The organism is Papillibacter cinnamivorans DSM 12816 (assembly GCF_900176335.1).
GTDB lineage: Bacteria > Bacillota > Clostridia > Oscillospirales > Oscillospiraceae > Papillibacter > Papillibacter cinnamivorans.
Map to the genome: position 1 here is coordinate 43,182 of NZ_FWXW01000008.1, position 24,216 is coordinate 67,397.

Consider the following 24,216-nt stretch of genomic DNA (forward strand, 5'->3'; position numbering starts at 1 on the left):
GAGCAAATTCCCGCCGGATATTTCTGCGGCGGGCCGTGGCATACGGCCTCAATCCAGTGCAAAATACATCGCCGATAAGGCGGAACGGAGGAAGTTATGAGAACATGTATTCTTGGTTGCGGCTCTATGGGAACAGTGTTGGGCGCGTTTATGACGAAAAACGGCTGTAAGGTCGATATGGTCGACTCTTATGCGGATCACGTCAAAGCGCTCAACGAAAAGGGCGCGAAAATAGTCGGTTTCGTGGACATGACAATCCCTGTCAAAGCCCTCACCCCGGATCAGATGGAAGGGATCTACGACCTGGTGTTCCTGTTTACAAAGCAGACGGCAAACGAAGAAGTGCTGTCCAATCTTCTGCCCCATCTGGGCCCGGACAGCACGGTCTGCACGCTCCAGAACGGCGTGCCTGAAGTTTATGTCTCCGAGAAAATCGGCAAAAACAGAACCGTCGGCGGCACCGTGCTTTGGGGCGCTACTTTCTGGTCCCCCGGCGTTTCCGAGCTGACCCAGGATATCACCAAATCCAAGGTTCTCTTTGATATCGGCGAGATCGACGGCAAAATCACCGATCGGATTAAAAAGGTTGCAAGCGTTCTGGAATACATGGGGCCGGTGGAAATCACCACGGAGCTCATGGCTTCCCGCTGGGCAAAGCTGGTGAACAACGCCTGCATGAGCGGCATGTCCGCCGCATGCGGCTGCACTTTTGGGGACGTTTTGGACAACCCCAAGGCCCGCGCGTGCCTGAGCTATATCGGGTATGAAGTAAAAGCCTGCTGCGAAGCGGACGGATTAAAAATGCCCGTTCTCCTCGGCCGCTACTCCCCGGATACGCTGGATCTTTCCAAACCCGGAGGATTTGAAGCTTCTCAGAAGATGTTCCTGGAAATGTACGACGGACTGCGCACCGCCAAGGCCAGCATGCTTCAGGACCTTGAAAAGGGCAAAAAGACGGAGGTCAACATGATCAACGGCTTTGTCTGTGACACCGGCAAGAAGCACGGAATCCCCACTCCTTACTGCAGCACCGTCGTGAAGGTTGTCACCGGCATTGAAAACGGCGAATATCCCCTCTCCATGGACAATATCAAGTATTTCAAAGTTCCCGGCTTTAAAGACTAATTTCGGTCCGGAGAACAAAACTATATTTAATACAGAAAGGTGATCTTCTATCATGAGCACAGGTCTCGAAAACAAAGTTATCATCACAGCCGCCCTTACCGGCGCAGTCACGCCGAAATCCATCAGCCCCAACACCCCCATCACCCCGGAAGAAATCGCGGAAGACGCTTATAAGTGCTGGAAAGCGGGCGCCGCCATTGTCCATCTTCACATGAGAACCGACGACGGCATCGGCACCATGGACAAAGAGCGCTTCAAGAAGACCGTTTCCCTCATCCGTGCAAAAACGGACTGTGATATTGTCGTCAACTGCACCACTTCCGGCGACAACAACGCCACCGACGAAACCCGCATGGCCCACATCAAGGAAATCCCCGCCATCGAGCTCGCCTCCTACGACGCAGGTACCTTCAACTGGATGCCCAGCTTCGTGTTCTACAACACGCCCCAATTCCTGACAAAGCTCGGAACCACCATGCAGGAGTACGATGTCAAGCCCGAAGTTGAGATCTTCGACATGGGCATGCTGAACAACGCCAAGTATTATCTGGGCAACGGCGTTCTCAAGTCCCCGATGTACTGCCAGCTGGTTATGGGCGTGGGCGGAGCCATGGAAGCTACTGTTGAAAATCTTCTCTATCTTGTCAACCACCTGCCCAAGGACACCGTCTGGTCCGCTTTCGGCATCGGCACCGCTCATCTTCCCATCATGTACGCGGCACTGGCTCTGGGCGGACACATCCGCGTGGGCCTGGAAGACAACGTTTACTTCTCCAAGGGAGTCAAGGCATCCAACCCGCAGCTGGTTGACCGCGCCGTGCAGGCCATCACGACCTTCGGCAAAGAGCCTGCTACTCCGGCGGAAGCCCGCCAGATTCTGGGCCTCAAGCCCCTGGTGCGCTAATTTATTTGCTTTTCGGTTTTGTTTTGGTTACTCTCCTTCCCCCCCCCACGAAGACAGGCGGTCGCAAACGCGGCCGCCTGTCCGTTTTTTAATCAACATATTTATCTCATATTATTATGTTAACTTTTGAAATCGTTTTTTCTGCAGCATGCGCTCTTTCATTGAATCAGAGCAAAGTTTGCTCGGTAGCATTACCTTCAGCGTTTGTAACAACTTTATCATTCTGCTTAAATATCGCATATCCTGGCAATATGCATCCATATCCCACTTTTAGTATTCATTATTATGTTAATCTTTAGTAATAATTCAAGGCCGGGGGGATTCCCCTCCGGCCTCGACAGTGGATAGATTATTCCGGCTTTTTCGGATATTCCTTCAGAAGACTGAAAAAGCCCTTGTTGATGGAGGAAAAGTGAATGTTGACGCCGGGACGGAACTGGGATTCCACAAAGGTAATCAATTTGGCGTTCGGAAGCATCCGGGCCATTTGAGCCGCCGCCTCGTAGGGCACCATAGCGTCGCCTTTCGCGTAGTACAGCGTCACGGGCTGCGTGATGGAAAACGGGTCGAAGCCCCAGGGAATCGCGTGCAGTCTTCCTTCCCTGGCGGGGCCGATGCACCGATTGGCAGAGACATCATTCAAAGAGTTCTCGTAATAGCCTCCGGGCTCTCCCCGCAGGCCCTTTTTCATTTCGGCCAGCTTATTTTCAAAATACTCCTGTGTCTCGGAAAGGGGCTGATCCTCAAGCCTCAGATACCCTTTCTGAAATTTCGGGGGATACAGACTGAATATCTCCTTTCGGAAAACAGCCGGAACACCGCCTAAAAGCCAAACCCGGCCCACAAGCTCCGGGAAACCAACGGCAGTGGCATACGCGTAAGGCCCGCCGGCCGAAATACCCACGACGTCGAAAGAGTGCAACTCCAGCTGCCGGACCGCCTCTTGAAACAGCGGAATCCAATCTCCCACCCTTGTAATGTTCATAACCGAGCTGTCCCCATAGCCGGGACGCTCAAAAACGATACATCTAACGTCCGCCTCATCGATGGCCCGGCGCCAGCTTCCCTCCAGCCAGGAGCTGACCAGCTGGCCGTGAAATAAAACCAGCGTGTGCTTTCCGCCGCCGTACACCTGATAGGCAAGCCTGTCCCCGTTTTGCAGATTGACGAATTTTTTTGCCATGCCGAATCTCCTTTTTCCCCGGATCTCCCGCGGGACGTTTCTCTATAAAATCCGCCGCTTCCGGCGGCTTCATATGGCCCAATACGCATTAGTATAAGGCAGCGCGTCCGTTTTTTCAATACGCGGCGGCGGAAAAAGCTTCCCGCGCCGCGGATTCCCGGCTCTCCGCCTCATTAGGTATACCATAATATAATTATGTTAACTCTTTCGCGCATATTCCGGGATCTTCTTCCCTTTTTCCTTTGACAGATACGCTCCGCTGCGGTAGTCTATAATTAACATATCATTCCAAAGGAGGACGCGGTATGGCGAAACCGGAAAAACAGCCGGACGGCACCTGGGCGATCCGCGCCTGGTGGCGGGACGCCTCCGGAAAAAACCGGTCCAAGCGCAGAGGCGGCTTTATCCGTCTGCGGGACGCCATCGACTGGGCGGACGCCTACGTGCTGGAACAAAAAGCCGCGCTTCCCGACAGGAAATCCCGGCGGGTCACGCTTTCGGAATATCTGGACACCTGGCTGTCGCAAAAAGGACCCTCCCTGTCCCCCAATACGGCCTCCGGTTATGAAGAGAACATCCGCAAGATCAAAGAGCATCCTTTGGGGGATACCTCTCTTCTCCGTGTGAACCGGGAAGAGATCCAGTCATTTTTTGATTCCCTGCCGGGAAAGCCCAGAACGGTGCTCTACGTATACCGCACCCTTCACGCCGCCCTCCGCTCCGCCGAGGAGAACGGCCTTATCCCCGACAATCCCGCCCGCAGGGTTTCGCTTCCCCATGAGGAACCCTATGAACCCGCGGTCTTATCCCAGAAGGAAGCGGCCGATCTTCTTTCCGCCCTCCGCAGGGAGAAGAATGATCTTTATATCCCCGTACTCCTCTCCCTGTTGTACGGCCTGCACCGGGGCGAGGCCCTCGGCCTTCGCTGGGAGGACGTGGACGCGGATACCGGCCTTGCCGTCATCCGAATGAGCTATACCACCGAGGGGACACGGGGCACCGTGCTGCGGGCTGTGAAAACGCCAGGAGGCTTCCGCCAAATCCGGTTTTCCCAGGGCGTCCTTCGGGAACTTCTCTCCTATCGCGGCGTTTTCGAAAATCGCCGGGGACGCTTTCCCCTTTTTGTCTCAGAGACACCCAAAGGGCTTCCCGAACCCCGTTCCATGGTCAAGCGCCTTAACGGATTTCAGAGAAAACACGGCCTGAAGGTCTGCCGTTACGAGGATCTCCGCCGCACCTGGGAATCATTGGGCGGAGGAGCAGAAACGGAACTTTCCGCCCCGGCCGTCCGTTCGCTGTTTCCCGAATAAAAACGTCTTTTCCGGTTGTTGCATATGCTTTTCTATTCAAATATGGCGTTATTATTATGAATCGTATTCTTTATTCTTATCTGCAACTATTCTTTTAGTTTTGTCACATATTTTACATTATATTATGTAATTTTTAAAGTATCCTTAGTATATCGTTTTCACTATGTGACTTTATCGACTTTCGGGAAGGCTGATTTGTGTCCAATTTTCCGCCTGCGCTTCATTACCTATCATCCATACGCCGCATCTGGGGATATCTCGGATCCCATATCCCGGAATACCTTATATCAGGGAGGAATATCCATGAACAGCGGGCTTCAAATCAAAACGGTCCATACGGACGCGGAGCTGGAACTCTTTTCTCCCGTGATTCGCCGTGCTTTTCTTACGGTGGCCGAGGAGTTTCACCTGACGCCGGAAACGGCGCCCACCAATCCCGCCTACGCGGGCGTCGAATCTCTGATCGCCATGCGGGACCGGGGAATCCAGCTTTACGGAGCGTGGCACGCCTCCCGTCCCGCGGGATTTGTCGCTCTGGAAGATGCGGGGGACGGCTTGTTCTATTTGGAGCGCCTGGCGGTTCTTCCGGACCTGCGGCACCGGGGATACGGGACGGATCTGATCCGCTTTGCGGAGGAGCGGGCCCGGCAGCAGGGCGGCAGGAGCATCTCCATCGGAATCATATACGAAAACACCATACTGCGCAGCTGGTACATCCAATACGGTTTTCAGGAAACCGGAACCAAGTCCTTCCCTCACCTGCCCTTTACCGTAGGTTTTCTGAAGCTGGATCTCGTCTAGTCTTTCTTGATCCCCGGACGCATAAAAACCGGCCGGCAGGCATTGCGCGCACCGGGATCTCCTCTTAGAGGAGATCCGAGTTATCCGCTTCACCGGCTCCGATGACGTTTCAGGAGGAATGTTTATGGCAGAGACAAACCGGCTCTATATTCTTTGGACCAACGCAGACCTCATAACCTCGGATAAAATGGTGATGATGTACGCCATCAACAGCAAGCTCCACTTCTGGTGGGAGGAAGTCACGGTGATCATCTGGGGAGCGACGGCGAAGCTCGTTGCCGAAAACGCTTCGATTCAGGAAAAAATCAGGGCCGCCCGGCAGGCGGGGGTACACTTTTCCGCCTGCAAAGCCTGCTCCGACCAGCTTGGTGTATCCGGCAAGCTCCGGGAGCTTGGAATCGAGGTCATCTTCTGGGGCGAGGGCCTCACTGCGATTCTAAAGGAAAACCGCTGTCTTCTGACCGTATAACCCCAGGTCTTGTCCCCAGGTTCCATGTCAAACTAATGATCTGCCGCCGGCTCCATGCGGGAGCCGGCGGTTTTCCAGGTTTAATGGGCTGATTATTGGGGAAATCTTCTTGACATCCATGCATATTGTGTATATTATATATATACATTATTTATTGAGGTGCGCCGTGAACATCATCATCAGCAACTCGGGAGCACAACCGATATACGATCAGATCGCTTCTCAAATCAAAAGCCTGATCATTTCCGGGCAGCTGCGGGAGGGGGAGGCCCTTCCTTCCATGCGTCTTCTCGCCAAGGAGCTTCGCATCAGCGTAATTACCACAAAGCGGGCATACGAGGAGCTGGAGCGGGACGGTTTTATCGTGTCCGTAACCGGCAAAGGCAGCTTTGTGGCGGAAAAAAACATGGAATTCATCCGGGAGGAACGGCTTCGGGCATTGGAAGCCCTGCTGCAGAAGGTCTCCGAGGAAGCGGCGGCCAGCGGGCTCGGTCTGGAGGAACTCATCGAGCTTCTTAAACTGATTTACAGGGGAGAATGAAGCATGGAACTGGCACTGGAACTGAAAAACGTAACCAAACGCTATGACGGATTTACATTGGACGCCGTAAGCTTTTCCCTGCCCCGGGGCTGCATCATGGGACTCATCGGGGAAAACGGAGCGGGAAAAAGCACCACCATCCGTCTGATTCTGGACCTTATAGGCAAAGACGAAGGAACCATCACACTCTTAGGGGAGGACAGCCGCGACGCCTCCAAAGCTCTTCGGGAAAAAATAGGCGTGGTGATGGACGAGAGCTGTTTCCCGGAAAACTTCACCCTCCGGGACGTGGACTCGGTGATGAAACGGGTGTATCACAGCTGGGTCAGCGAAGAGTTTTTTGCCATGGCCCACCGTTTTTCCCTGCCGGACAAAAAAATCGTGAAGGACTATTCCCACGGCATGAAGATGAAGCTGGCCATTGCCGCGGCTCTTTCCCACAGAGCGGAGCTTCTGATCCTGGACGAAGCAACCAGCGGCCTTGATCCCGTGGTCCGGGAAGAAATTCTGGATGTTTTTCTGGAATTCATCCAGGATGAATCCCATTCCATTCTCCTGTCCTCCCACATCCTCAGCGATCTTCAAAAGGTCTGCGACTACATCACTTTTATCCACCGCGGAAAGGTCCTCTTCAGCCGGGGAAAGGATGAACTTCTGGAAAGCTACGGAATTCTAAAATGTTCTCCGGAGGAATTCAGCCGGATTGACAAATTCGCCGTCGCGGGGTACCGCGAAAGCAAATTCGGGGTGGAGGCGCTGGTGCTCCGGGATAAAATCCCCTCCGGGCTTGTGGTGGACCGGGCGGGGATCGAGGATATCATGCTGTATTATGTAAAGGAGAATGTCCAATGACGGGACTCATTCTAAAGGATCTTCTCAATCTGAAACGGCAGGGAAAGATCATCGCCATCCTCTTTGCGTTTTATCTCTTTTTATCCCTTACCTCCCATGACAGCTCCTTTTTCGGAGGCGTCGTGGCGGTTCTCTGCGCCATGCTGCCCGTCACCGCTCTTTCTTATGACGAAAGATGCAAATGGGATAAATACGCCCTGACCATGCCGGTGTCCCGGAAGGATCTGGTGATCAGTAAATATCTGCTGGGCGCGCTGTTTTGCGCCGCGGGATTTCTTGTGAATTTCGCCTTCAATCTCATCACAGGCTCCGGAAACATCGCGGAAGCCCTTGAGATCTCCCTTTCCCTTCTGTCGGTGGGTATGTTCTTTATCTCGCTGATCCTTCCCATACTATTTCAATTCGGAGTGGAAAAGGGACGGCTTCTCATGATGCTGGTTCTCTTTGTTCCTGTGGCTGTGGTTGTCTTTCTTTCCACCCAGGGGCTGTCTTTGCCCAAGGGCAAAAATCTGGATTAGATCTTCTGGGTGCTGTTTCCCGCGGCGCTTCTCCTGTTTATCGTTTCCGCCTCCATATCCGTCCGGATTTATCGAAATAAAGAGTTTTCCTGAAAGAATACACCGGAATCCGCGCAGGCGCCGCTTCAAAGCGGCGCCTTTTTATGCCGGGGAGAGTTCTATTGACAGCCTTTCTGCCCGTCAGCCAAACTTTTTACCTTAGATTGCAATTTCCATCTACCTCTTTTGCAGAATTGTGGTAGAATATGAACGTACTCATTTTTAAAGGGGGCGGGACAGATTGCGTATAAAAAAACTGCTCGCAGCGGGAATCCTGGCGGCGGCGCTGCTGCCCCTTCTTACCGTATCCACCCTGGCCGACATGGGCCCCAAACCTCAGATTACCGTCGTGGTCCGGAATTCTCCCGGCGGGGAGTATTATCTGGATCTTCTTGTATACGGCGATCCGGACGCGGATCTTTACGACAACCTCCGGGATTCCCGTGAAAATTACGACTCTGAAATGCTCGCCCTGCTGGAGAACTACCAGGAGGGCGGCTGGTACCCGGCGCTCACCCGGGGCACCCGGATCCCCATGTTCGGAAGCCTTACGGGAAAAGCCGACGGAGACGAAATGATCCACACCTTCAGTTATGTGGGCGTACCGGAAGATTTCAAGATCATCACCGTGTCCTCTTCGGGGGAGGTCTCCGTTACCCGGGAAATTCACCGGAACACCTTTCAGGCCGTTGTCTACTACGACTGGGAAACGGGGGCTGTCACACAGCGAAGCCTTGTCGTCTCTTACCTTCTGCAGTTTCTCATGACATGTGTTCCCACCCTTCTCATCGAGGGGATCCTGCTTCTTCTGTTCCGGTTCTCTCTGCGGGAAAACCTGCGGCTGTTTTTCCTGGTCAATCTCATCACCCAGGTAATCCTAACCGCCGTCCTGGGCACGGCCATGTTCCGCAGCGGAGTCCTTATGGCCTACTTCTTCTACGTGCCGCTGGAGCTGGCAATCCTTCTGGGGGAAACGGTGGTCTACACCCGATTCCTGAAAGGGCACAGTTTCCGCCGGCGCGCGGCCTACGCCATAACGGCAAATCTGGTGAGCGCCGGCGCGGGATGGTTTTTGATCTGGTATGAGTTTACCTTCCATTCCCTCGCCTTCTGAAAAACTTGCAGCCTGACGAACCGCCGGCCGCTGGATATATATGACCAACCGCTAAACTGATACGAAAAGGTGAACAGGAAATGGACTTCAAAAAAGAAAAACGCCCGGTATATCTCGTTGCCGGCGCCCTGACGGAACTGATCGCAGGCTTTGCTTACGCATGGAGCGTAGTACAGGGACCCCTCATCGAAAAATACGGGTGGACCCAGACGGCGGCATCCTTGGCCTTTACCCTGCTGTTTGTCTTTACCATGGTGGCTCAGCTTACCATCGGAAAACGCATCGCCAAGCTCAAGGTTAAAACCTCTCTGGCCATTTCCGCCGTCTTGTACGGGATCGGCATGGTGGGCTGCGGCCTCATCCGGGGCAGCATTCTGGAGCTCTACCTCTATTTCGGCTTTTTTGTCGGCGTGAGCGGCGCTTTCGCATATCCGGTGCTGATCTCCTACGGGGTGCGTCTGTATCCGGAAAAGCGCGGTTTCGGCGGCGGCATCATGGCGGCCGGATTTGCCATGGGCGCGCTTTTATGGGCCCCGATAACCGCCTATCTGTATCAGAAAACGGGGAACATCTCTCTTCCTTTCATCATCCTGGGCATCTTCTTCTTTATCGCCACGCTGGTTCTCTCCCGGCTCATCGCGGACATTCCTCCCCGGTTCGAGGAGGAGTTTAATCAGGGAGAACAGAAAGCTCAGAAGGGGCTCTTTGAAAAAAGCCGGATGGAAATGTTTAAAAGTCCTTTCCTGTACCTGGTTTATCCCTCCCTTATCGTGGGGATCGTGACGGGCCTCATGATCGTAACACAGGGCTCCGGCATCGTACGGACCACCTTCGGCATGAGCGTGCAGACCGCCTCGGTGATTGTGGGTCTCATCTCTACCGCCAGCGCGGCGGGGCGCCTCGGCTGGGGCGCCGTCTCCGACAGGCTTGGGCGGCAGAGGGTGCTGATTATGATCCACTGCCTTATGGGATTTGCCATGATCATGCTGCTGTCGGTCCGCTCCGAGCCCGTCTATATCGTGATGCTCCTGATCACAGGACTCTGCTACGGAGGCTTTTCCACCATGGTGGCGCCCCTCACCTCGGATATCTTCGGTTCGATCCACTTCAGCGAAAATTACTCATTTATGTTCAGCGCCTTCGGCGTTTCCAGCGTCATCGGGCCTCCCCTTATCGCAGCTCTGAAGGAGAGCACCGGCGGCTTCACGGGAGCCTTTTCCTTCGGTGTCATCTTCTCCATCATCGGCGCCGTGCTGGCTCTGCTTCTGTCCATCAGCGTCCGCCGTGTCAAGGCAAAGCGGGCTGCCGGAATCGAGAGCGTACAGAGCTGAGCGCTTCTTTTACTTAAGCATACGAGATCAGACCGCTCAATATATTAATAGAACGACTGCTATTCGGGGAAAGGGTCATACCTATGGACTTTCATAAGACGCGATGGAGTTGCCTCCTCGCCGCCTTCCTTATCCAGCTCACCCCCGGTATCGTGTACGCCTGGAGCGTATTCCAGCAGCCGCTGATCCAAAAATACGGCTTCTCTCCCACCGCCGCGGCGCTGACCTTCACCTTCAGTTTTTCCGTCACCATGCTCACCCAGCTGTTCTTCGGGCCGCGGATTTCCCAGCTCCCCATCCGGCGGACGATGCGTATCGGCGCCCTGCTGTTCACGGCGGGGTTTGCCGGGTGCGGCCTGATCCGGGGCAGCGTCCTGGAGCTCTACCTTTATTTCGGCGTCTTCTGCGGCATCAGCGCGGGCTTCATCTTCCCCGTCCTTGTCTCTTACGGGATGCGCCTGTTTCCCGACAAGCCGGGGCTGGGAGCCGGGGTCATGTCCGCGGGCTCCGCTCTGGGCGGTCTTCTCTGGGCTCCGGCTTTCAACCGGCTCTTTGAACTGACAGGGAACGTATCCTATCCCTTTCTGATCATCGGGATCGTCCTTCTTCCGGTCATTTTCTTCCTGTCCCGATTTCTTCTGGAGCCTCCTTCGGATTTCGCCCCCGCCCCCGCCGCCCAGCGGACGCACAACGAAAGCCTTCTGGACCTGGGAAGGCTCCGGATGGTAAAGCATCCCCTCTTTTACTGCACTTATCCCGCTCTGGTCTTCGGCCTTCTTGTGGGCCTCATGATTTTATCCCAAGGCTCCCCCATTCTCCAGTGGGCCTTCGGCATGAGTCCCGGGCGGGCCTCCGTCGTGGTAGGTTTCCTCTCCATGTCCAGCGCCGCGGGCCGTTTCGTATGGGGCACTGTGGCGGACCGGGCCGGAAGACTCCGGGTGCTGCTTGTCAATCACTGCCTGATGGGCCTTTCCATGCTGCTGATCCCCCTGGTGGCCACCCCCGGCGTTTTTATTGCGCTTTTGATTCTCTGCTGCTTCTGCTACGGGGGTTTTATGACTTTGGTGCCCCAGATGGCCGCCCTGGTCTTCGGCCAGAATCATTTCGCGGAAAATTACACCGTCTTTTTCAGTACCATCGCGGTTTCCAGCCTTATCGGGCCTCCCGTTATCGCGGTGCTGAGGGAGCGCAGCGGCGGCTTTTCCGGGGCTTTCACCTTTGGGCTGTTCTGCAGCGCGGCGGGTATCATCCTGACGCTGATTCTCTTCTCCGCTTTCGCCCGGGGCAGACGGGTCCGGCAAAAAGAATCCGATCCGGTGAATCGATAATTTAACAGAGCAGTTTCATGATTCGCAAAATCCATCAAAATACTGATAATAATAGTGGGATTCCCCCCGCCGCCGCCGGGGGGAATCCCACTATTATTTGTGAAATAAGTGCATTTTGCAACAGCCCGCTTTTATACGGAGCTTTCTGGGTTATTTCTTCTCTTTTTTCGACGGACAGCCATAGCCGGAACAGCCGTCGCAGGAGCCGCCGCAGCCGCGCCCGTTTTTCCGGTCTTTCCTTATTTTCCGCACCGCCAGAAGAATGAGGATCAGCACCGCGGCGCCGATGATATAGGTTGTCATACCGCACCCTTCTTTCCCCTTACCGGAGGCTTTCTTTTTTCAGAATTTCGCGTTATCTCACCGGCTGGCCGCAGTTTCCCTTTCCGCGGGGGCGCCCGGCCGTTTTCCTTTTTTGCCTGGTTCCGGGCGAACAACGAGCCATACCGCCGCCGCCAGAATCACAAAAGCCACCGCGGTTCCCGGGGAAAAGGGGCGGCCCAGAACAAGAACACTGCCCAGCTGGTTGATCACCAGAGCCACCGCATAGGCCAGACCGGTCTGATACCCAAGGGCGATAAGAGTCCATTTCCAGCTTCCCATTTCCCTCCGGATGGCTCCCATGGCGGCAACGCAGGGAGCGCAAAGGAGGTTAAAAGCCAAAAAGGACAGGGCTGACACGCTCGTAAAGAGATTCGCGATGCCGTGCAGCAGCTCGGGGGTTTTCTCCGCCGCTCCCGCGGAGCCCAGAAGAACGCCCAGGGTGCCCACCACGTTCTCCTTGGCGGCCAGGCCCGTTAGGGTGGCGACGGTAGCCTGCCAGTTGCCGAAACCCAGAGGAACAAACAGAACGTCTATCAGGCCGCCGAAGGCGGCAAGGAAGCTCCCCTCCTGGGATACCAGCCCAATGCCGCTTCCCGCAACGCCGAAGTTGGACAAAAACCAGATCACCGTGCATGCCACGAAAATCACGGTGCCGGCCTTGACGATGAAGGCGCGGCTCCGCTCCCAGACATGGGTCAGCAGGCTTTTCAGGCCAGGCAGGTGGTACCGGGGCATCTCCATGACAAAGGGGGACGGGTCGCCCAGAAAGAGTCTGGTTTTTTTGAGGATCAGCCCGGAAAAGACCACCATGGCCACTCCCAGAAAGTACATGGCGGGTGCAACCCAGGCGCTTCCCGGAAAGAGGGCGCCCCCGATGAGGGCGATAATAGGGAGCTTCGCCCCGCAGGGAATAAAGGTGGTGACGATGATGGTCATCCGCCTGTCCTTTTCATTTTCTATCGTGCGGGAAGCCATGATCCCCGGCACGCCGCAGCCGGAACTGATGAGCAGCGGGATGAAAGATTTCCCCGAAAGGCCGAATTTTCGGAAGATCCGGTCCATGATGAAGGCGACCCTGGACATGTATCCGCAGTCCTCCAGAAAGGCCAGGAAAAAGAATAAAAGCATCATCTGGGGAACAAAGCTCAAAACGGATCCCACGCCGCCGAGAATTCCGTCCACAATCAGGCCGGTGAGCCAGCCCGCCGCGCCCACGCTGTTTAAAAAGGCGGTGGCACCCGGCATGAGGACAGCTCCAAACAGGACCTCCCGGGTCCAGTTGGTACCGATGGCGCCCAGCCAGGAAACCGACACGTAGTACACGACGCCCATGATGGCGGCAAACACCGGCAGGGCAAGAAACCGGTTGGTGAGAATACTGTCGATCCTGTCGGAAACGGACATGCCCACCCGGCCTCTGATGACGGAGCTGTCAACCAATTCCGTAATGAAATTATATCGCTCGTTGGCGATGATGCTCTCGCAGTCGTCGTCGTACTCTCGTTCCAGCGCCGCGGACGCCTCCTCGGCGGCGGCGAGCTCTTCCCCGGTGAGTTTGCCCTCCTCCAGAAGCTTCTGGTCCCTTTCCAGAAGCTTCACGCTGTACCAGCGGACCCTTTCGGCGGGATAATGCCAGGAGGCTATGTCCGCCAAAGGTTTCAGTGCCATTTCCACCCGCGGGGAAAAGACAATGGGCTTCTCGCAGCGCTCTCCGCTCCGGGCCAGTGCCACCGCCTGCTCCGCCAGGGTTTCCGTCCCCTCTTCCTTCAGGGCAGAAATTCCAACCATCCGGCAGCCCAGGGCGCGGCTGAGGGCATCGGCGTCGATCCTGTCCCCGTCACGGTTGACCAGGTCTATCATATTCAAAGCGACGATGACCGGGATCCCCAGTTCCAGCACCTGGGTGGTGAGGTACAGATTTCTCTCTATGTTGCTGGCATCCACCAGGTTGATGATCGCGTCGGGCCGTTCTTCCAGAATGTAGTTTCTGGACACCACTTCCTCCAGGGTGTAGGGAGACAGGGAGTAAATGCCCGGAAGATCCGTGATGATCACGTCCTTGAACCCTTTGAGCCTGCCTTCCTTCTTTTCCACGGTGACACCGGGCCAGTTGCCCACGTACTGGGACGAACCGGTGAGACTGTTGAACAGCGTGGTCTTTCCGCTGTTGGGGTTGCCCGCCAATGCAATTTTTATGGGCATGTAAATTTCCTCCGATTCGTCCGCGGCTGTTTTATCGAGACCGCGCCGCCTTCAGGCGCAAAATACCGTGCTTTATCCGTACGGATGCAGACAGTGCATCCCGTTAGTTTCTTCTAACATATCCAACATAAAAAGACGCGCCGTTCCGGCCCGCCCAAAAGCATTCTTTTTACTCCACTATGATATTCTCCGCTTCCTGCTTCCTCAGGGAAAGCTCATATCCGCGTACGGTAATCTCCATCGGGTCCCCCAGGGGCGCCACCTTCCGAACGCACACCGTGGTGCCTTTCGTGATTCCCATATCCATAATCCTGCGCCGCAGCGCGCCGGTGCCCTCCAGCCGCAGAACCTTCACCATCTGGCCGCAGGGAATGCTTTTCAATGTTTTCACCCTCGCCACCCCATCTCCATGCACGCTCTCCGGTCTTTCCTGCGCCGGTTTCTCTTCGGCGGACAATCCGAACCGTTTCGTTAGTTCCGGCTAACTTCTGATCCAGTATCAGTTTACTATGGGCGGGGAAAAATGTCAATACTCCCCGCGTATTTTCCTATTTTCTGCTTTTCGGACAACTTCGCAGGGTTTCCTTCATTTTGTTTTGTATATTCTTGCTTGCATTATACGGGCTGTATTACTTGATTTTTCAATTATCCCATTTGGTGATGCATATTTATGCTATGCAGTCCACCTCCCCATTCCGCCGGATTCCCTCCGCAGAAAAATCCGCCGGCGGATTTTCCGCCGGCGGCTCGCATTTCCGGGGAATGATTCAACCCCCGGCAGTTTTCTCCGATAGATTATTTGGCGGAAGGGGTAATCCCCAGCTCCTCCATCATCTCCCTGACCTCATCCTGGCCGGAAAAAAAGTGTTCCGCCTCCTTGGGGTCCAGGTGAAACAGCAAAGTGATCAGCTCGCCCATGTGGGCTTTTTCCTCGTCCCGGATGTCTGCAATCACCGCTTTGGCAACGGGGTCGTCGGTGGCGAGAACGTGGGCGTCATACAGATAGATGGCCTCCAGTTCCCCGGCGATGTCCAGGCGGACAGCCTGGACCAGTTCCTCCTTTGTCATCTTCCTGTCCACGTTTCCCTGAAAGGGATTTGCAAATGCCGGCATGTTCTCTTCTCCTTTCTTTTTATTACTGATATCGTAAACCTTCAGCGGGGTCCATCCTGTTTATCTGGTCGTTTCTTCTTCCCGAAACAATTCGGATTCCGCTTCATCCTGAATTTCATCATCTATTTGCATATCCCCGGCGCCGTTTCCCCTGCTCCCGCCGGAGGAAGCATCCCCGTCCATATGCCGGAGCGCGCGCACCAGGAGAAATCCCAGAATGATGAGCCCGGAAACCAGGAACCATGCGCTGCGGAAGGTGAGCAGAAGCAGAAGATTTCCCATAATCACGGGGCCTATCGCAAATCCGGCCCCGTTTACGATGGAAAGCAAAGAGTTTGCCCTGCCCATGTAAGCGTCGGGCGTTTTCTGGGCAATAAAGACATTCATATTGATATTGATCAGAATCTCTCCCACGGTAATGGAGACCATACCGATCATAAATACCAGGGTCCATCCGTTCACCGCGAAAAGCAGAAAGGCACCCAGGTAAAACACGCCGCCCAGGAAGATGGTCTCCAGCGCATGAAGCCGCCGGGTCAGGGAGGTGAGAAGCGGCGTCAGGACCACCACGGTCACGGCGTTGACGCTCACCAGGAGGCTGTAAAGCCTTGCCCCATTCTCCCCGAACCGGTCAACGGTCTGGAGGGGCAGAATGAAGGCCCACTGGATATAGCAGAAATTGTAGATGAGAAGGCATCCCGCAAAGGCAAGAAGCACGGGGTTTTTTCGCAGGAAGGAAAAGACGGAGCCGTCTTCCGCCCGCTTTTTTTCCTCCTCCAAAATCGCTTCCGCCGCGGCGGAAAAAGGCCCTTTCTTTTCCTTTGCTCTGCTCCGGACGCCCAAAAGCACCACGATTGTGGCCGCCATGGTGGTCATTCCGTCCAGAAGGAACAGAAGGCGGAAATGGTTTACAAACAGCAGACCGCCCAGCAGGGGGCCTACGGATAACCCGATGTTATACCCCAGGTAGATGAGGGAATAGGCGCTTTTAATCATGGAAGGCGGCGCCAGCTCGGGGATAATGGCGGTATGGGCGGGAGAAGCGACGCCGAAAAAGGCCGATGCCACCACCAGAAGAACCGCCGTCACATGTCCCGGAGGCAGAAACCCGCACAGGAGATAGGTAAAGGCGCCCAGGAAATCAAAAAGCACAATGACGCGCTTGCTGCCGAACTTGTCGGACAGCTTGCCTCCCAGAAGGAAAAAGGGAGCCTGGGCCAGCATCGCGGCCGTTGCGAAAAGGCCTGCGTCGGAAACGGAAAGACCCAGTTTTCCCGTGAGGATCAGGGTCATCAGAGGCAGGATGAATCCGCCCATCCGATTGATGATGTCGGACAGGAAGAGAAAGTAGATGCCCTTCGGCAGGCCCCGGTATACCAGAAAATGCTCCTTCAGTCTCACGCCGGCCTCTCCCCCAGTCGTCGGAAATCGGACTTCTTCACGGCAGCGCCGCGCCGGAGATCACTGGATCAGGGTATATTCTCCCATCTCTCTGAATCCCAGTTCCCGGTATACTTTTCCCGCGTCCGGATTGTCATAGAACAGGCAGAGGTAGCGTTTTCCCTCACTGAGGCATTTTTCGCAAAGACCCGCGACCAGATTTCCGGCGAGTCCCTTATCCCGATGTTCCGGAAGTGTGGCGACGCCCACAATCATGGCCGACTCCGAGTTTTCCGCGGTGGTGAGGGCCACGGCTGCCAAGGCTCCGTCCCGGAAGGCGCCGAAGCCCGCGCCGCTCGTGCTGAGATTCAGATGCAGGGCCGAGATCTCCTTTTCCCTGTCTCTCCTGTACCGTTCGGCAAACTCCTGGATCTGTGTAAACAGGGCTACAACCGCCTCCGCGTCCTCCGGCATCAGAGCCCGGATTTTATATTCCCTGGGCGCGGGCGCGGGCTTTTTCACTTTTTCCAGCTTGGACAGCAGCGAGTATTTGACAAACTTCCCGGGCAGCCCCGGCGCCAGCTTCTCCAGGACGCTTCCCTTTCCGCTGACGGCGGAGGCGTTTCTCTCCCTTAAAAACTCCGCCACTGTTTTGGCGTCGTAGTCCCCGAACCGGCTGTAAACCACGTAATTGTTCAAATAGCGGAGCACCAGGCTGTCGTAGGTGTCCTCCCGCTTCTGCGCAAATATTTCCACCTGCTCGCAGTCCACGCCGAAGTGTTCGATATCCCCGAAAAAGAAGAGATTGAACTCCGGTTCTTTCCGTATGTACTCCAGGATCTTCTGTTTGTCCCGCTCATAAAGCTTTTCCAAGATTGCCTTCCGCCTTTCCTGTTTCGCGTTTCCTCCGCGTCAGTACATCTGTTCCCTCGCGCGGATGAGACGATATAATACCCGGTTCACCGGTGTGGGGATGCCGTGCCTGGCTCCCAGCTCCATCACCGTTCCGGAAAAATACTCCACTTCGGTCTTGCGCCCGGCCTCCACGTCCTGGAGCATGGAGGTCTTGCCCAGAGGATTGTGCCTTTGCATGGTGGTCAGAAACTCCTCCATCTCCCGTTCTCCCAAATCGATGCCTTCCGCCTGGGCAAGGGCGGCCACCTCGGCCATGGCGTCCCGAAACAAAGATCTGAGCTCCGGAAGCCCCAGGAGGTTCCCATATCCCGCCCCGGACACGGCGGAAACCTGATTGGCCCCCACGTTGAGCATCCATTTGCGCCACACGGCCCAGCGCATATCCGGCATGATTTTTGCCTCCAGGCCCGCTCCCTCCAGAAATCTCTGCACCGACAAAACGCGCGGGGACGGGTCTTTGTTTTCCGCCTCGCCGAACTGGATGGTCCCCAAAGAGGTGCTGATCACCCGGGAACCCTCCCGGACGGAAACGATGTGAATGGCAAGCCCGTAGAGCACAAGATTGTCCGGATATCCGGCCAGCAGCCTGTCCCTGGCGGTGATGCCGTTTAAAAGGGGCAGCAGGACGGTCTCCGGCCCAATGAAGGGGCGCACCTCCTCCATGGCCTCCTCCAGCTGGCCGTTCTTGACACAGAATATCACGAGGTCCGCCTGAAAGCGGTCCGTTTCCGGAAAGACCACACGGGGAACAAACCTCTCGCCGTTGAGGACGATTCCCTCCGACCTCAGTCTTTTCCCCCGGTTTGAATCGGCGGCGACGGCGAAGTCCTCTCCGTACCGGTCCGTCAGATATTTCGCATAAACCGATCCAATGGCGCCCATCCCCACGAGGGCAGCTCTTTTTATCTCCATGTTACGCTCCTTACCGCATTATTCCATCTTTCCCCGTTATTCGCCGGGGTCTTCCCGCCTGATGCTCCCGTCCCCGGGCTCTCTGTCCGACGGACCTTCCGCCGGTATTCCGACGGAGGCGTCCGCCCGGCGCACCTTTCCCTTGACGAAGGATGCCACCATGGCAAGCACCGCAAAACCCGCGGCCGTTAAAAAGGTGGGCCGGAATCCCCCGGAGAAGGACGCCAGTTTCAGCGCCTCCCCCGTTAAGCCGGAGGAGGATAAAACCTCCTGCGTCCTGAGGGAGTATACGCCGAACAGCGCTCCGCCCGCGGCGACCCCCAAAACCATGCCCACATTGCGCATCATGGCCAGGGTGCCCGAGGCGGCCCCGCGTTGCTCCGCCGGAGCGCTTCCCATCACGGCGCTGTTGTTGGGAGACTGGAACATACCGGAGCCGATCCCCGTCAGGACCAGCGCCAGAACGACATACCACCGGGAGGTGTCCGCCCGGGCAAAGCTCACCAAAAACAGGCCCAGGGCCATCACGCCCATCCCCGCCGAGCTGAGAATCCGGCTGTCATGCCTGTCGGAAAAGCTGCCGCTCACGGGAGCGATCACGATGGTGGCGAGGGGAAAGGGCAGATAGGCAAGACCCGCCATGGAAGGAGACAGGAGCAGGTCGTTCTGAAAATACTGGGGCATCATAAAAACAACGATATACTGGGCCATATAGCAAAAGGCCGCGGCAATGAGGCTGGCGGAAAAAACCCTGCTTCTGAACAGCGTCAGCCGGATCATGGGAAAGCTTGTCCGCCGCTCATGGATGAGGAAGATGCCCCCCAGGACAAGCCCCGCGGCCAGCATGGCAAAAAACAGCGCGGGGGCAAGCCCGTCACCTGCGAGATTGAGCGGAAGCAAAATCAGAAACAGGGCCGCAAACAGGACGAGCGCGCCCTTAATGTCGAAAGGCGATGCCTTTTGCTCTCCGTCCTTCGGTATCCATTTGGCCGCAAGGATGATGCCCACGATCCCGATGGGAACGTTGATGTAAAAGACACTCTGCCAGCCCAGGAGGTCCGCCAGGAAACCGCCCAGCACCGGGCCCGCGCATCCCGCCGCGGCCACCGCCACGGCGATGACGCCGAAGGCTCCGCCCCGCTTTTCCGGAGCGACGTTGTCCGTGATGATGGCGCTGCTGGTGGAAAACATCATACCCGAGCCCAGCGCCTGTACCACCCGGAAGGCCACCAGCATCTCAATGCCGGTGGATAGGCTGCAAAGGAGAGAGCCCAGGGTGAAAATACAAAAACCGGCCAGATACACCTTTTTATGCCCATGTATGTCCGAAAGCCTTCCAAAGGTAAGCAGCAGGCTGCTGACCACCAGAAGGTATGAGATAATCACCCATTCCACCGTGGCCAATTCGGCGCCGAACTCCGCCTGAATCACCGGCACGGCAATGTTTACAACGCTGGTGTCCAGCGCCGCCATAAAGGTTCCCAGAGCGAGGGACAGCAGCATAACGGGATAATTTCCGGTTCCTATACGCTTCAAAGCGAGCCTTCTTTCCTTGTCTGTTACCCTTACCATGATACCTTTCGCGCCTTTTCCCGTCAATAGAGTTTCGACAAGAAGGCTTTAAAAACGGTGGGGTTTCAATTAAACCGCGGCGTGCTTTTTCCATTCTTCCGGAAGCCATACGTGAGCGCGGCGTTTCCCGCCGGCAATTATAGACTCTTAAATTATTCTATAATCGGTTTGGACGGGGGCTGCGCGCTCCCCGCCGGGGGTAACTTTTTGTTTCTGCAAAAAGTCACCAAAAACAGACCAAGAGGCCTCGGCCTCTTGGAGCTCTGGAGAGGGTGCTCCTATAGGCGCTCTCAATAAGTGACTGACTTTCGGCAGTTGCGAACGCACAGACAACTCTGTGGCAGGAAGTCTGCTTTTGAGCCCGCGATCGGGGCTCTCCGGATTTTATATTATGGGGCTCAATGGGTCTGCAAAAACCTGCCTTGTGCGACGTTTGAGAAGATTTTTTGTTTCGAAAATTTCCGTCTACGGGACATTCCATGATCTCAATGCTTCCGTATGTCGTTTTCAGTATAATGTTCCTCTAATGGGACAGGGGTTGATATACATTCTTTTTTGACGTTGCAGGAAAAAGTTTTGCAGACTTTCTGAGCCGCTGAGACCAGTGCCGCGGCCATACGGCGGATACTTTCTTTATTCCGCCACATCCGAAATAGCTTTTTCCGTTCTTCCGGTGTAAGATGGTGGTAGCTCATATGGGTCGCCGCCTTTCAGTAGTGGTCTTTTCAACTCCTACTGTATCCATTTGGCCTCCCTTATGAGCTTTTTTATACTGTTGCACTTGCTATTTTAATCCGCCGCAAGGGGAAAAATGGCCCCCGCCGGAGGCGCGTTATACCGTTCTTATTAATATAAAAATCGAACAGATTAATTATGAGGGATTCGGATGGGAACGTGCGCTCCCCGCCGGGGCCGGCAGGGATATACAATACGATCCCGCAGCAGAATAAAGAGACCGGCTGTTCTGCCGGCCTCCCTGTTTGGCGGTTTAAGCAACTATTCCTTGACGGTGATGACGGAAACAGGGCAGTTCTCCTGCGCTTCCAATGCTTCGTTCTGTGCCTCGGGGGGAACCTCCTCCTGATAGACCTCGGCGATTCCGTCGTCCGCCATCCGGAATACCTTGGGGCAGGTGTCCGCGCACATTCCGCAGGAAATGCAGCCGGACCTGTCCAAATATGCTTTCATGTCAACGCTCCTTTCCTTCCGCTTGCCGGAAGCCGGAGGACCCGGAAGCCCGTCCGGCCGCGGCGTGGGCCGACGCCCTTTTTCGGGGGTCTGCCGCTTTGCGTTTCTTTTCAAATCACTAGTATCCGCGTTTTCGGCGGGGAAATGCATGAAACGGACCCCGGGCCATAAGATATCTTCCGCAAACGGCCCCGCTTTCCCGATATGCGTATTCCTCCGTTTCCATTATACCGCAGCTTCTGAAAAACGCATAGAGGTCAGACGTCAAATCTGATCTTGTATTTTGTCCGGTAAGTAGGGCAGCGCCTGAATCAAACCTGCGGCAAGGAAAAATCCGTTGACAGAAGCGGGAAAAGGATTTACACTGACAGTGTAAATACACGAAATGGAGAATGGAAGCACCATGGAACAGAAAAAGGAAAAACGCTCCTCCGTCTGCAACTGCGTCAATCTCAGAAGAGCGGCCCACACCGTCACCGCCGCTTACGACAGGGCTCTGGTACCCAGCGGAGTGAAGATCAGCCAGTTTTCCATCCTGAAATACATCCGGGGCATGGCTCCCGTCAGCGTCAGCGATCTTGCAAGGGCGCTGCGGCTGGACAGGACCACTCTGGTCCGGAATCTCAAACCCCTGGAAGCCGCCGGCCTTGTAAAGGACAGCGCTCCCACGGGGGAGCGCAGCCGCCGCCTGGAGTTAACCGACAGGGGGACGCAGACCCTGGCGCAGGCGAACGACTTGTGGATGGGTGCTCAGAAATCCCTGGAGGAATACCTGGGAGCAGAGGAACTGAATACCCTCAGAGGGTTGCTGCTGAAACTGGAGACAATGGATAATTAGCATCCCCCGCTGCGGGAGCTTATGTTATCGACTGCCGGCATCGAGCGGCGAAACAGGAAAAACCCGGCGCGCCGGAAAACCAAACCCATCCGGCTTCGCGCCCCGATAAAGAAAGGAGCCATATCATGCCGCTGCTGAATACACCCCTGGAAGCCGGAAGAGTGAAACTGAAAAACCGCCTGGTCTTTCCCCCTATGGCTACGGCCAAATCGGAAAGAGGCGAGGTCGGTCCGGATCTCCTTCGGTATTACGATGAAAAAAGCAAAGGCGGCCATTTCGGCCTTGTGATCATCGAGCACAGCTATATCGCCCCCGAAGGGCGGGCGAGCGCAGGTCAGCTTTCCGTGGCGGAGGACCGCCTTGTAGACGGCCTGAAAACCCTGGCGGAGGCAATACACGCAAACGGATCCAAGACCGCCATGCAGATCAATCACTGCGGCGGCGGCATTTCCCCGGAGGTAACCGGGATCGACGGCTTTGCCCCCTCTTCGGTTTCGAATCCGGCCAGGGAGGGGCCCCTGCCCATTGCCCTGGATCAGGACGGGATCCGGAAGATCATTCAGCAGTTTAGCCTGGCGGCTCTCCGGGTCAAAGCGGCGGGCTTTGACGCCGTGGAGATCCATTCGGCCCACGGATATCTCCTGAACCAGTTCTTATCCCCTCTTACCAATCAGCGCGCCGACGAATACGGCGGCAGTCTCCAGAACCGGATCCGGATCCACCTGGAGGTGGTGAAGGCCGTCAGGGATGCGGTGGGAGAGGCCTATCCCGTGTTTCTCCGCCTGGGAGCCGCGGACTACATGGAAGGCGGGCAGACTCCGGAAGAGAGCGCCTCGGCAGCCCGGGAACTGGAGCGCGCGGGAGTGGATCTCATTGATATTTCCGGCGGTATGTGCCGGTATTTCAATCCATTTACCAAGGCGCCCGGCTACTTCGCCGCCGCCTCCCGCGTTGTTAAGGGGGCGGTCTCCGTCCCTGTGCTGGTGACGGGAGGCATCACCCGGCCGGAGGAAGCCGAGGAGATTCTGCGCAAGGGAGACACTGATCTGGTGGGCGTCGGCCGGGCCGCGGCCAAGGACTCCGACTGGGGCCGAAAAGCAATGGAAGCTCTGTCGGGCAAATAAGCATACATCGGGTCACAGGGACTGTTCCGGGATAGAACCCCCGGTTTTCGCAAGGCATTGAGATCTCACCTTTTGCGGATTTCGGTCACGGAACGCACTTTAAGAATCCGAAAAAGCTTTCGCCGGCGGCGATCGGACGAGAGGACATTTTTAACAAGCTGACGCGCCCCCCGCGGGGGGGCGCGTCATTGTTCCAGTATAAGCACTTTTCACAAGGGCTGCGGTCTTCCCCGCTTTCCGGATTCACAGCCCCAGCTCGGGGGGCAGACTGCGCATGGCCTGAATGGTCCTGTCGATCAGCTCGGTCAGCTCCCAACCCAGCATTTCGGCGCCGTCGGAAATCACCTTCCGGGAGCAGCCGGCGGCAAAGGCGGGGGTCTTGAATTTCTTCATCACCGATTTGACCTCCAGGTCGGAAACGCTGCGGGAAGGCCGCATCAGGGCCACCGCTCCGATGAGGCCCGTGAGTTCGTCCACGGCATAGAGGACCTTCTCCATGGGAAGCTCAGGTTTTATGTCAACTGAAATCCCATAACCATGGCTTGCGGCGGCGCGGATCAGAGCCTCGTCCAAATCCATTTCGCGCATCAGCTGCTGCTCCCGGACGCAGTGTTCCTCCGGCCATCTCTCAAAATCCAGGTCATGGAGAAGCCCCACCACTTCCCAGAACTCCACGTTGTCCGGGGCAAGCTCTCCGGCAAACCAGCCCATTACGCCGGATACGATCTCCCCGTGCCGCAAATGAAACGGCTCCTTGTTGTACTTTGCCAGGATTTCTCCGGCTTGCTTCTTTGTGGGTATTCGGCTCACAGGCTCTCTTCCTTTCGGGATTTTTTATTATACCGCTATTGGGGGAAAATGCGCAAAAAGGCATATTCCTGCCTGCCGTAACGCGGCAGGCAGTGGCATTCGCCGCTGAATTAGCCGTGGAACATTCATCATACAAAAACTCATTGCGTTTTTGCATGATGAGTATTATAACGCATCATGCCGAAAAACGCAAAGTGTTTCAGATGCAGGGACTACTCCTGCGTTTTCCGTCCACAGCCGCTTTCCCGTCAATTGTTTTTCCGGCGCAGAATTGGATTTGACATTTCCATCCGAAAACGCTAAACTAATACCAGCACAGGTTT

The 24,216-nt window shown here is 55.8% G+C and carries 24 protein-coding genes and 1 pseudogene; 13 read left to right on the forward strand and 12 right to left on the reverse strand.

Features of this window, described 5'->3' with window-relative positions:
• The first annotated feature begins 96 nt into the window (after positions 1–96).
• Positions 97–1,125 (forward strand): ketopantoate reductase family protein, encoded by a 1,029-nt coding sequence (locus B9A13_RS11560; protein WP_084235324.1) that lies wholly within the window; start codon positions 97–99, stop codon positions 1,123–1,125.
• A gap of 52 nt (positions 1,126–1,177) precedes the next feature.
• On the forward strand, positions 1,178–2,029 hold the full coding sequence (locus tag B9A13_RS11565) for a beta-keto acid cleavage family enzyme (RefSeq protein ID WP_084235325.1): 852 nt from the start codon (positions 1,178–1,180) through the stop codon (positions 2,027–2,029).
• Positions 2,030–2,378: 349 nt separating this feature from the next.
• Here the strand turns inward: B9A13_RS11565 and B9A13_RS11570 are convergent, their stop codons facing one another.
• Complete coding sequence (locus B9A13_RS11570; protein ID WP_084235326.1) at positions 2,379–3,212, reverse strand: alpha/beta fold hydrolase; 834 nt, start codon at positions 3,210–3,212, stop codon at positions 2,379–2,381.
• Positions 3,213–3,517: 305 nt separating this feature from the next.
• Between B9A13_RS11570 and B9A13_RS11575 the strand changes: the two genes are divergently transcribed.
• The 9 genes from B9A13_RS11575 (at position 3,518) to B9A13_RS11615 (ending at position 11,515) form a co-directional block, all read left to right on the forward strand.
• Positions 3,518–4,522 (forward strand): tyrosine-type recombinase/integrase, encoded by a 1,005-nt coding sequence (locus B9A13_RS11575; RefSeq protein WP_084235327.1) that lies wholly within the window; start codon positions 3,518–3,520, stop codon positions 4,520–4,522.
• 303 nt (positions 4,523–4,825) lie between these two features.
• The gene (locus tag B9A13_RS11580; RefSeq protein ID WP_200809721.1) at positions 4,826–5,323 is read left to right on the forward strand and encodes a GNAT family N-acetyltransferase; all 498 of its coding nucleotides are present in this window, start codon (positions 4,826–4,828) and stop codon (positions 5,321–5,323) included.
• Between the two features lie 124 nt (positions 5,324–5,447).
• Positions 5,448–5,792 (forward strand): DsrE family protein, encoded by a 345-nt coding sequence (locus B9A13_RS11585; RefSeq protein ID WP_084235328.1) that lies wholly within the window; start codon positions 5,448–5,450, stop codon positions 5,790–5,792.
• A gap of 166 nt (positions 5,793–5,958) precedes the next feature.
• Positions 5,959–6,333: a GntR family transcriptional regulator gene (locus B9A13_RS11590; RefSeq protein ID WP_084235359.1), complete on the forward strand. Its 375-nt coding sequence runs from the start codon at positions 5,959–5,961 to the stop codon at positions 6,331–6,333.
• A 3-nt stretch (positions 6,334–6,336) separates the two neighbouring features.
• Positions 6,337–7,185, forward strand: coding sequence for an ABC transporter ATP-binding protein (locus B9A13_RS11595; protein ID WP_084235329.1), 849 nt, complete (start codon positions 6,337–6,339; stop codon positions 7,183–7,185).
• Positions 7,182–7,703, forward strand: a complete 522-nt coding sequence (locus B9A13_RS11600) for an ABC-2 transporter permease (RefSeq protein ID WP_143806985.1) — start codon at positions 7,182–7,184, stop codon at positions 7,701–7,703. The genes B9A13_RS11595 and B9A13_RS11600 overlap by 4 nt, the downstream gene beginning before the upstream one ends.
• 280 nt (positions 7,704–7,983) lie before the next feature.
• Positions 7,984–8,856, forward strand: a complete 873-nt coding sequence (locus tag B9A13_RS11605) for a hypothetical protein (RefSeq protein WP_084235330.1) — start codon at positions 7,984–7,986, stop codon at positions 8,854–8,856.
• A gap of 80 nt (positions 8,857–8,936) precedes the next feature.
• On the forward strand, positions 8,937–10,187 hold the full coding sequence (locus B9A13_RS11610; RefSeq protein ID WP_084235331.1) for an MFS transporter: 1,251 nt from the start codon (positions 8,937–8,939) through the stop codon (positions 10,185–10,187).
• Between the two features lie 83 nt (positions 10,188–10,270).
• Positions 10,271–11,515: an MFS transporter gene (locus B9A13_RS11615; RefSeq protein WP_084235332.1), complete on the forward strand. Its 1,245-nt coding sequence runs from the start codon at positions 10,271–10,273 to the stop codon at positions 11,513–11,515.
• A 150-nt stretch (positions 11,516–11,665) separates the two neighbouring features.
• On the opposite strand, the gene B9A13_RS11620 is transcribed toward B9A13_RS11615, so the two are convergent.
• The 10 genes and pseudogenes from B9A13_RS11620 to B9A13_RS11660 all read right to left on the reverse strand — a co-directional run bounded on the left by B9A13_RS11620 (position 11,666) and on the right by B9A13_RS11660 (position 21,121).
• Positions 11,666–11,818, reverse strand: a complete 153-nt coding sequence (locus B9A13_RS11620; protein ID WP_084235333.1) for a FeoB-associated Cys-rich membrane protein — start codon at positions 11,816–11,818, stop codon at positions 11,666–11,668.
• A gap of 57 nt (positions 11,819–11,875) precedes the next feature.
• Positions 11,876–14,041, reverse strand: coding sequence for a ferrous iron transport protein B (feoB, locus tag B9A13_RS11625; RefSeq protein WP_084235334.1), 2,166 nt, complete (start codon positions 14,039–14,041; stop codon positions 11,876–11,878).
• Between the two features lie 169 nt (positions 14,042–14,210).
• Entirely contained in the window at positions 14,211–14,432 is a 222-nt protein-coding gene (locus B9A13_RS11630; RefSeq protein ID WP_084235335.1) for a FeoA family protein, read from the reverse strand.
• 404 nt (positions 14,433–14,836) lie between these two features.
• Positions 14,837–15,154: a demethoxyubiquinone hydroxylase family protein gene (locus B9A13_RS11635; protein WP_084235336.1), complete on the reverse strand. Its 318-nt coding sequence runs from the start codon at positions 15,152–15,154 to the stop codon at positions 14,837–14,839.
• A gap of 60 nt (positions 15,155–15,214) precedes the next feature.
• On the reverse strand, positions 15,215–16,555 hold the full coding sequence (locus B9A13_RS11640) for an MFS transporter (RefSeq protein ID WP_084235337.1): 1,341 nt from the start codon (positions 16,553–16,555) through the stop codon (positions 15,215–15,217).
• 60 nt (positions 16,556–16,615) lie between these two features.
• Entirely contained in the window at positions 16,616–17,407 is a 792-nt protein-coding gene (locus B9A13_RS11645; protein ID WP_084235338.1) for a GNAT family N-acetyltransferase, read from the reverse strand.
• Between the two features lie 39 nt (positions 17,408–17,446).
• Positions 17,447–18,361 carry a ketopantoate reductase family protein gene (locus B9A13_RS11650; RefSeq protein ID WP_084235339.1) on the reverse strand — a complete coding sequence of 305 codons (915 nt, stop codon included), beginning with the start codon at positions 18,359–18,361 and terminating at the stop codon, positions 17,447–17,449.
• Positions 18,362–18,397: 36 nt separating this feature from the next.
• Positions 18,398–19,897, reverse strand: coding sequence for an MFS transporter (locus B9A13_RS11655; RefSeq protein ID WP_242942851.1), 1,500 nt, complete (start codon positions 19,895–19,897; stop codon positions 18,398–18,400).
• 593 nt (positions 19,898–20,490) lie between these two features.
• Positions 20,491–20,628 (reverse strand): annotated as a pseudogene (locus B9A13_RS14700) (helix-turn-helix domain-containing protein); the annotation flags it as partial.
• 301 nt (positions 20,629–20,929) lie between these two features.
• Positions 20,930–21,121: a ferredoxin gene (locus tag B9A13_RS11660; RefSeq protein WP_084235361.1), complete on the reverse strand. Its 192-nt coding sequence runs from the start codon at positions 21,119–21,121 to the stop codon at positions 20,930–20,932.
• A 403-nt stretch (positions 21,122–21,524) separates the two neighbouring features.
• Here B9A13_RS11660 and B9A13_RS11665 point away from each other — a divergent pair, with 403 nt between their 5' ends.
• A complete protein-coding gene (locus tag B9A13_RS11665; protein WP_084235362.1) occupies positions 21,525–21,959 on the forward strand; it encodes a MarR family winged helix-turn-helix transcriptional regulator in 435 nt (144 codons plus the stop codon).
• Between the two features lie 125 nt (positions 21,960–22,084).
• Entirely contained in the window at positions 22,085–23,083 is a 999-nt protein-coding gene (locus B9A13_RS11670; RefSeq protein WP_084235340.1) for an oxidoreductase, read from the forward strand.
• A gap of 243 nt (positions 23,084–23,326) precedes the next feature.
• Here the strand turns inward: B9A13_RS11670 and B9A13_RS11675 are convergent, their stop codons facing one another.
• Positions 23,327–23,893, reverse strand: a complete 567-nt coding sequence (locus tag B9A13_RS11675) for a hydrolase (RefSeq protein WP_084235341.1) — start codon at positions 23,891–23,893, stop codon at positions 23,327–23,329.
• Between the last annotated feature and the right edge of the window lie 323 nt (positions 23,894–24,216).

Coding starts and splice junctions, on each gene's coding strand:
- B9A13_RS11620 (WP_084235333.1), bottom strand. CDS start 11,818: ATGACAACCTATATCATCGGCGCCGCGGTGCTGATCCTCATTCTTCTG.
- B9A13_RS11665 (WP_084235362.1), top strand. CDS start 21,525: ATGGAACAGAAAAAGGAAAAACGCTCCTCCGTCTGCAACTGCGTCAAT.
- B9A13_RS11600 (WP_143806985.1), top strand. CDS start 7,182: ATGACGGGACTCATTCTAAAGGATCTTCTCAATCTGAAACGGCAGGGA.
- B9A13_RS11635 (WP_084235336.1), bottom strand. CDS start 15,154: ATGCCGGCATTTGCAAATCCCTTTCAGGGAAACGTGGACAGGAAGATG.
- B9A13_RS11660 (WP_084235361.1), bottom strand. CDS start 21,121: ATGAAAGCATATTTGGACAGGTCCGGCTGCATTTCCTGCGGAATGTGC.
- B9A13_RS11615 (WP_084235332.1), top strand. CDS start 10,271: ATGGACTTTCATAAGACGCGATGGAGTTGCCTCCTCGCCGCCTTCCTT.
- B9A13_RS11670 (WP_084235340.1), top strand. CDS start 22,085: ATGCCGCTGCTGAATACACCCCTGGAAGCCGGAAGAGTGAAACTGAAA.
- B9A13_RS11595 (WP_084235329.1), top strand. CDS start 6,337: ATGGAACTGGCACTGGAACTGAAAAACGTAACCAAACGCTATGACGGA.
- B9A13_RS11650 (WP_084235339.1), bottom strand. CDS start 18,361: ATGGAGATAAAAAGAGCTGCCCTCGTGGGGATGGGCGCCATTGGATCG.
- feoB (WP_084235334.1), bottom strand. CDS start 14,041: ATGCCCATAAAAATTGCATTGGCGGGCAACCCCAACAGCGGAAAGACC.
- B9A13_RS11575 (WP_084235327.1), top strand. CDS start 3,518: ATGGCGAAACCGGAAAAACAGCCGGACGGCACCTGGGCGATCCGCGCC.
- B9A13_RS11560 (WP_084235324.1), top strand. CDS start 97: ATGAGAACATGTATTCTTGGTTGCGGCTCTATGGGAACAGTGTTGGGC.
- B9A13_RS11565 (WP_084235325.1), top strand. CDS start 1,178: ATGAGCACAGGTCTCGAAAACAAAGTTATCATCACAGCCGCCCTTACC.
- B9A13_RS11610 (WP_084235331.1), top strand. CDS start 8,937: ATGGACTTCAAAAAAGAAAAACGCCCGGTATATCTCGTTGCCGGCGCC.
- B9A13_RS11580 (WP_200809721.1), top strand. CDS start 4,826: ATGAACAGCGGGCTTCAAATCAAAACGGTCCATACGGACGCGGAGCTG.
- B9A13_RS11570 (WP_084235326.1), bottom strand. CDS start 3,212: ATGGCAAAAAAATTCGTCAATCTGCAAAACGGGGACAGGCTTGCCTAT.
- B9A13_RS11585 (WP_084235328.1), top strand. CDS start 5,448: ATGGCAGAGACAAACCGGCTCTATATTCTTTGGACCAACGCAGACCTC.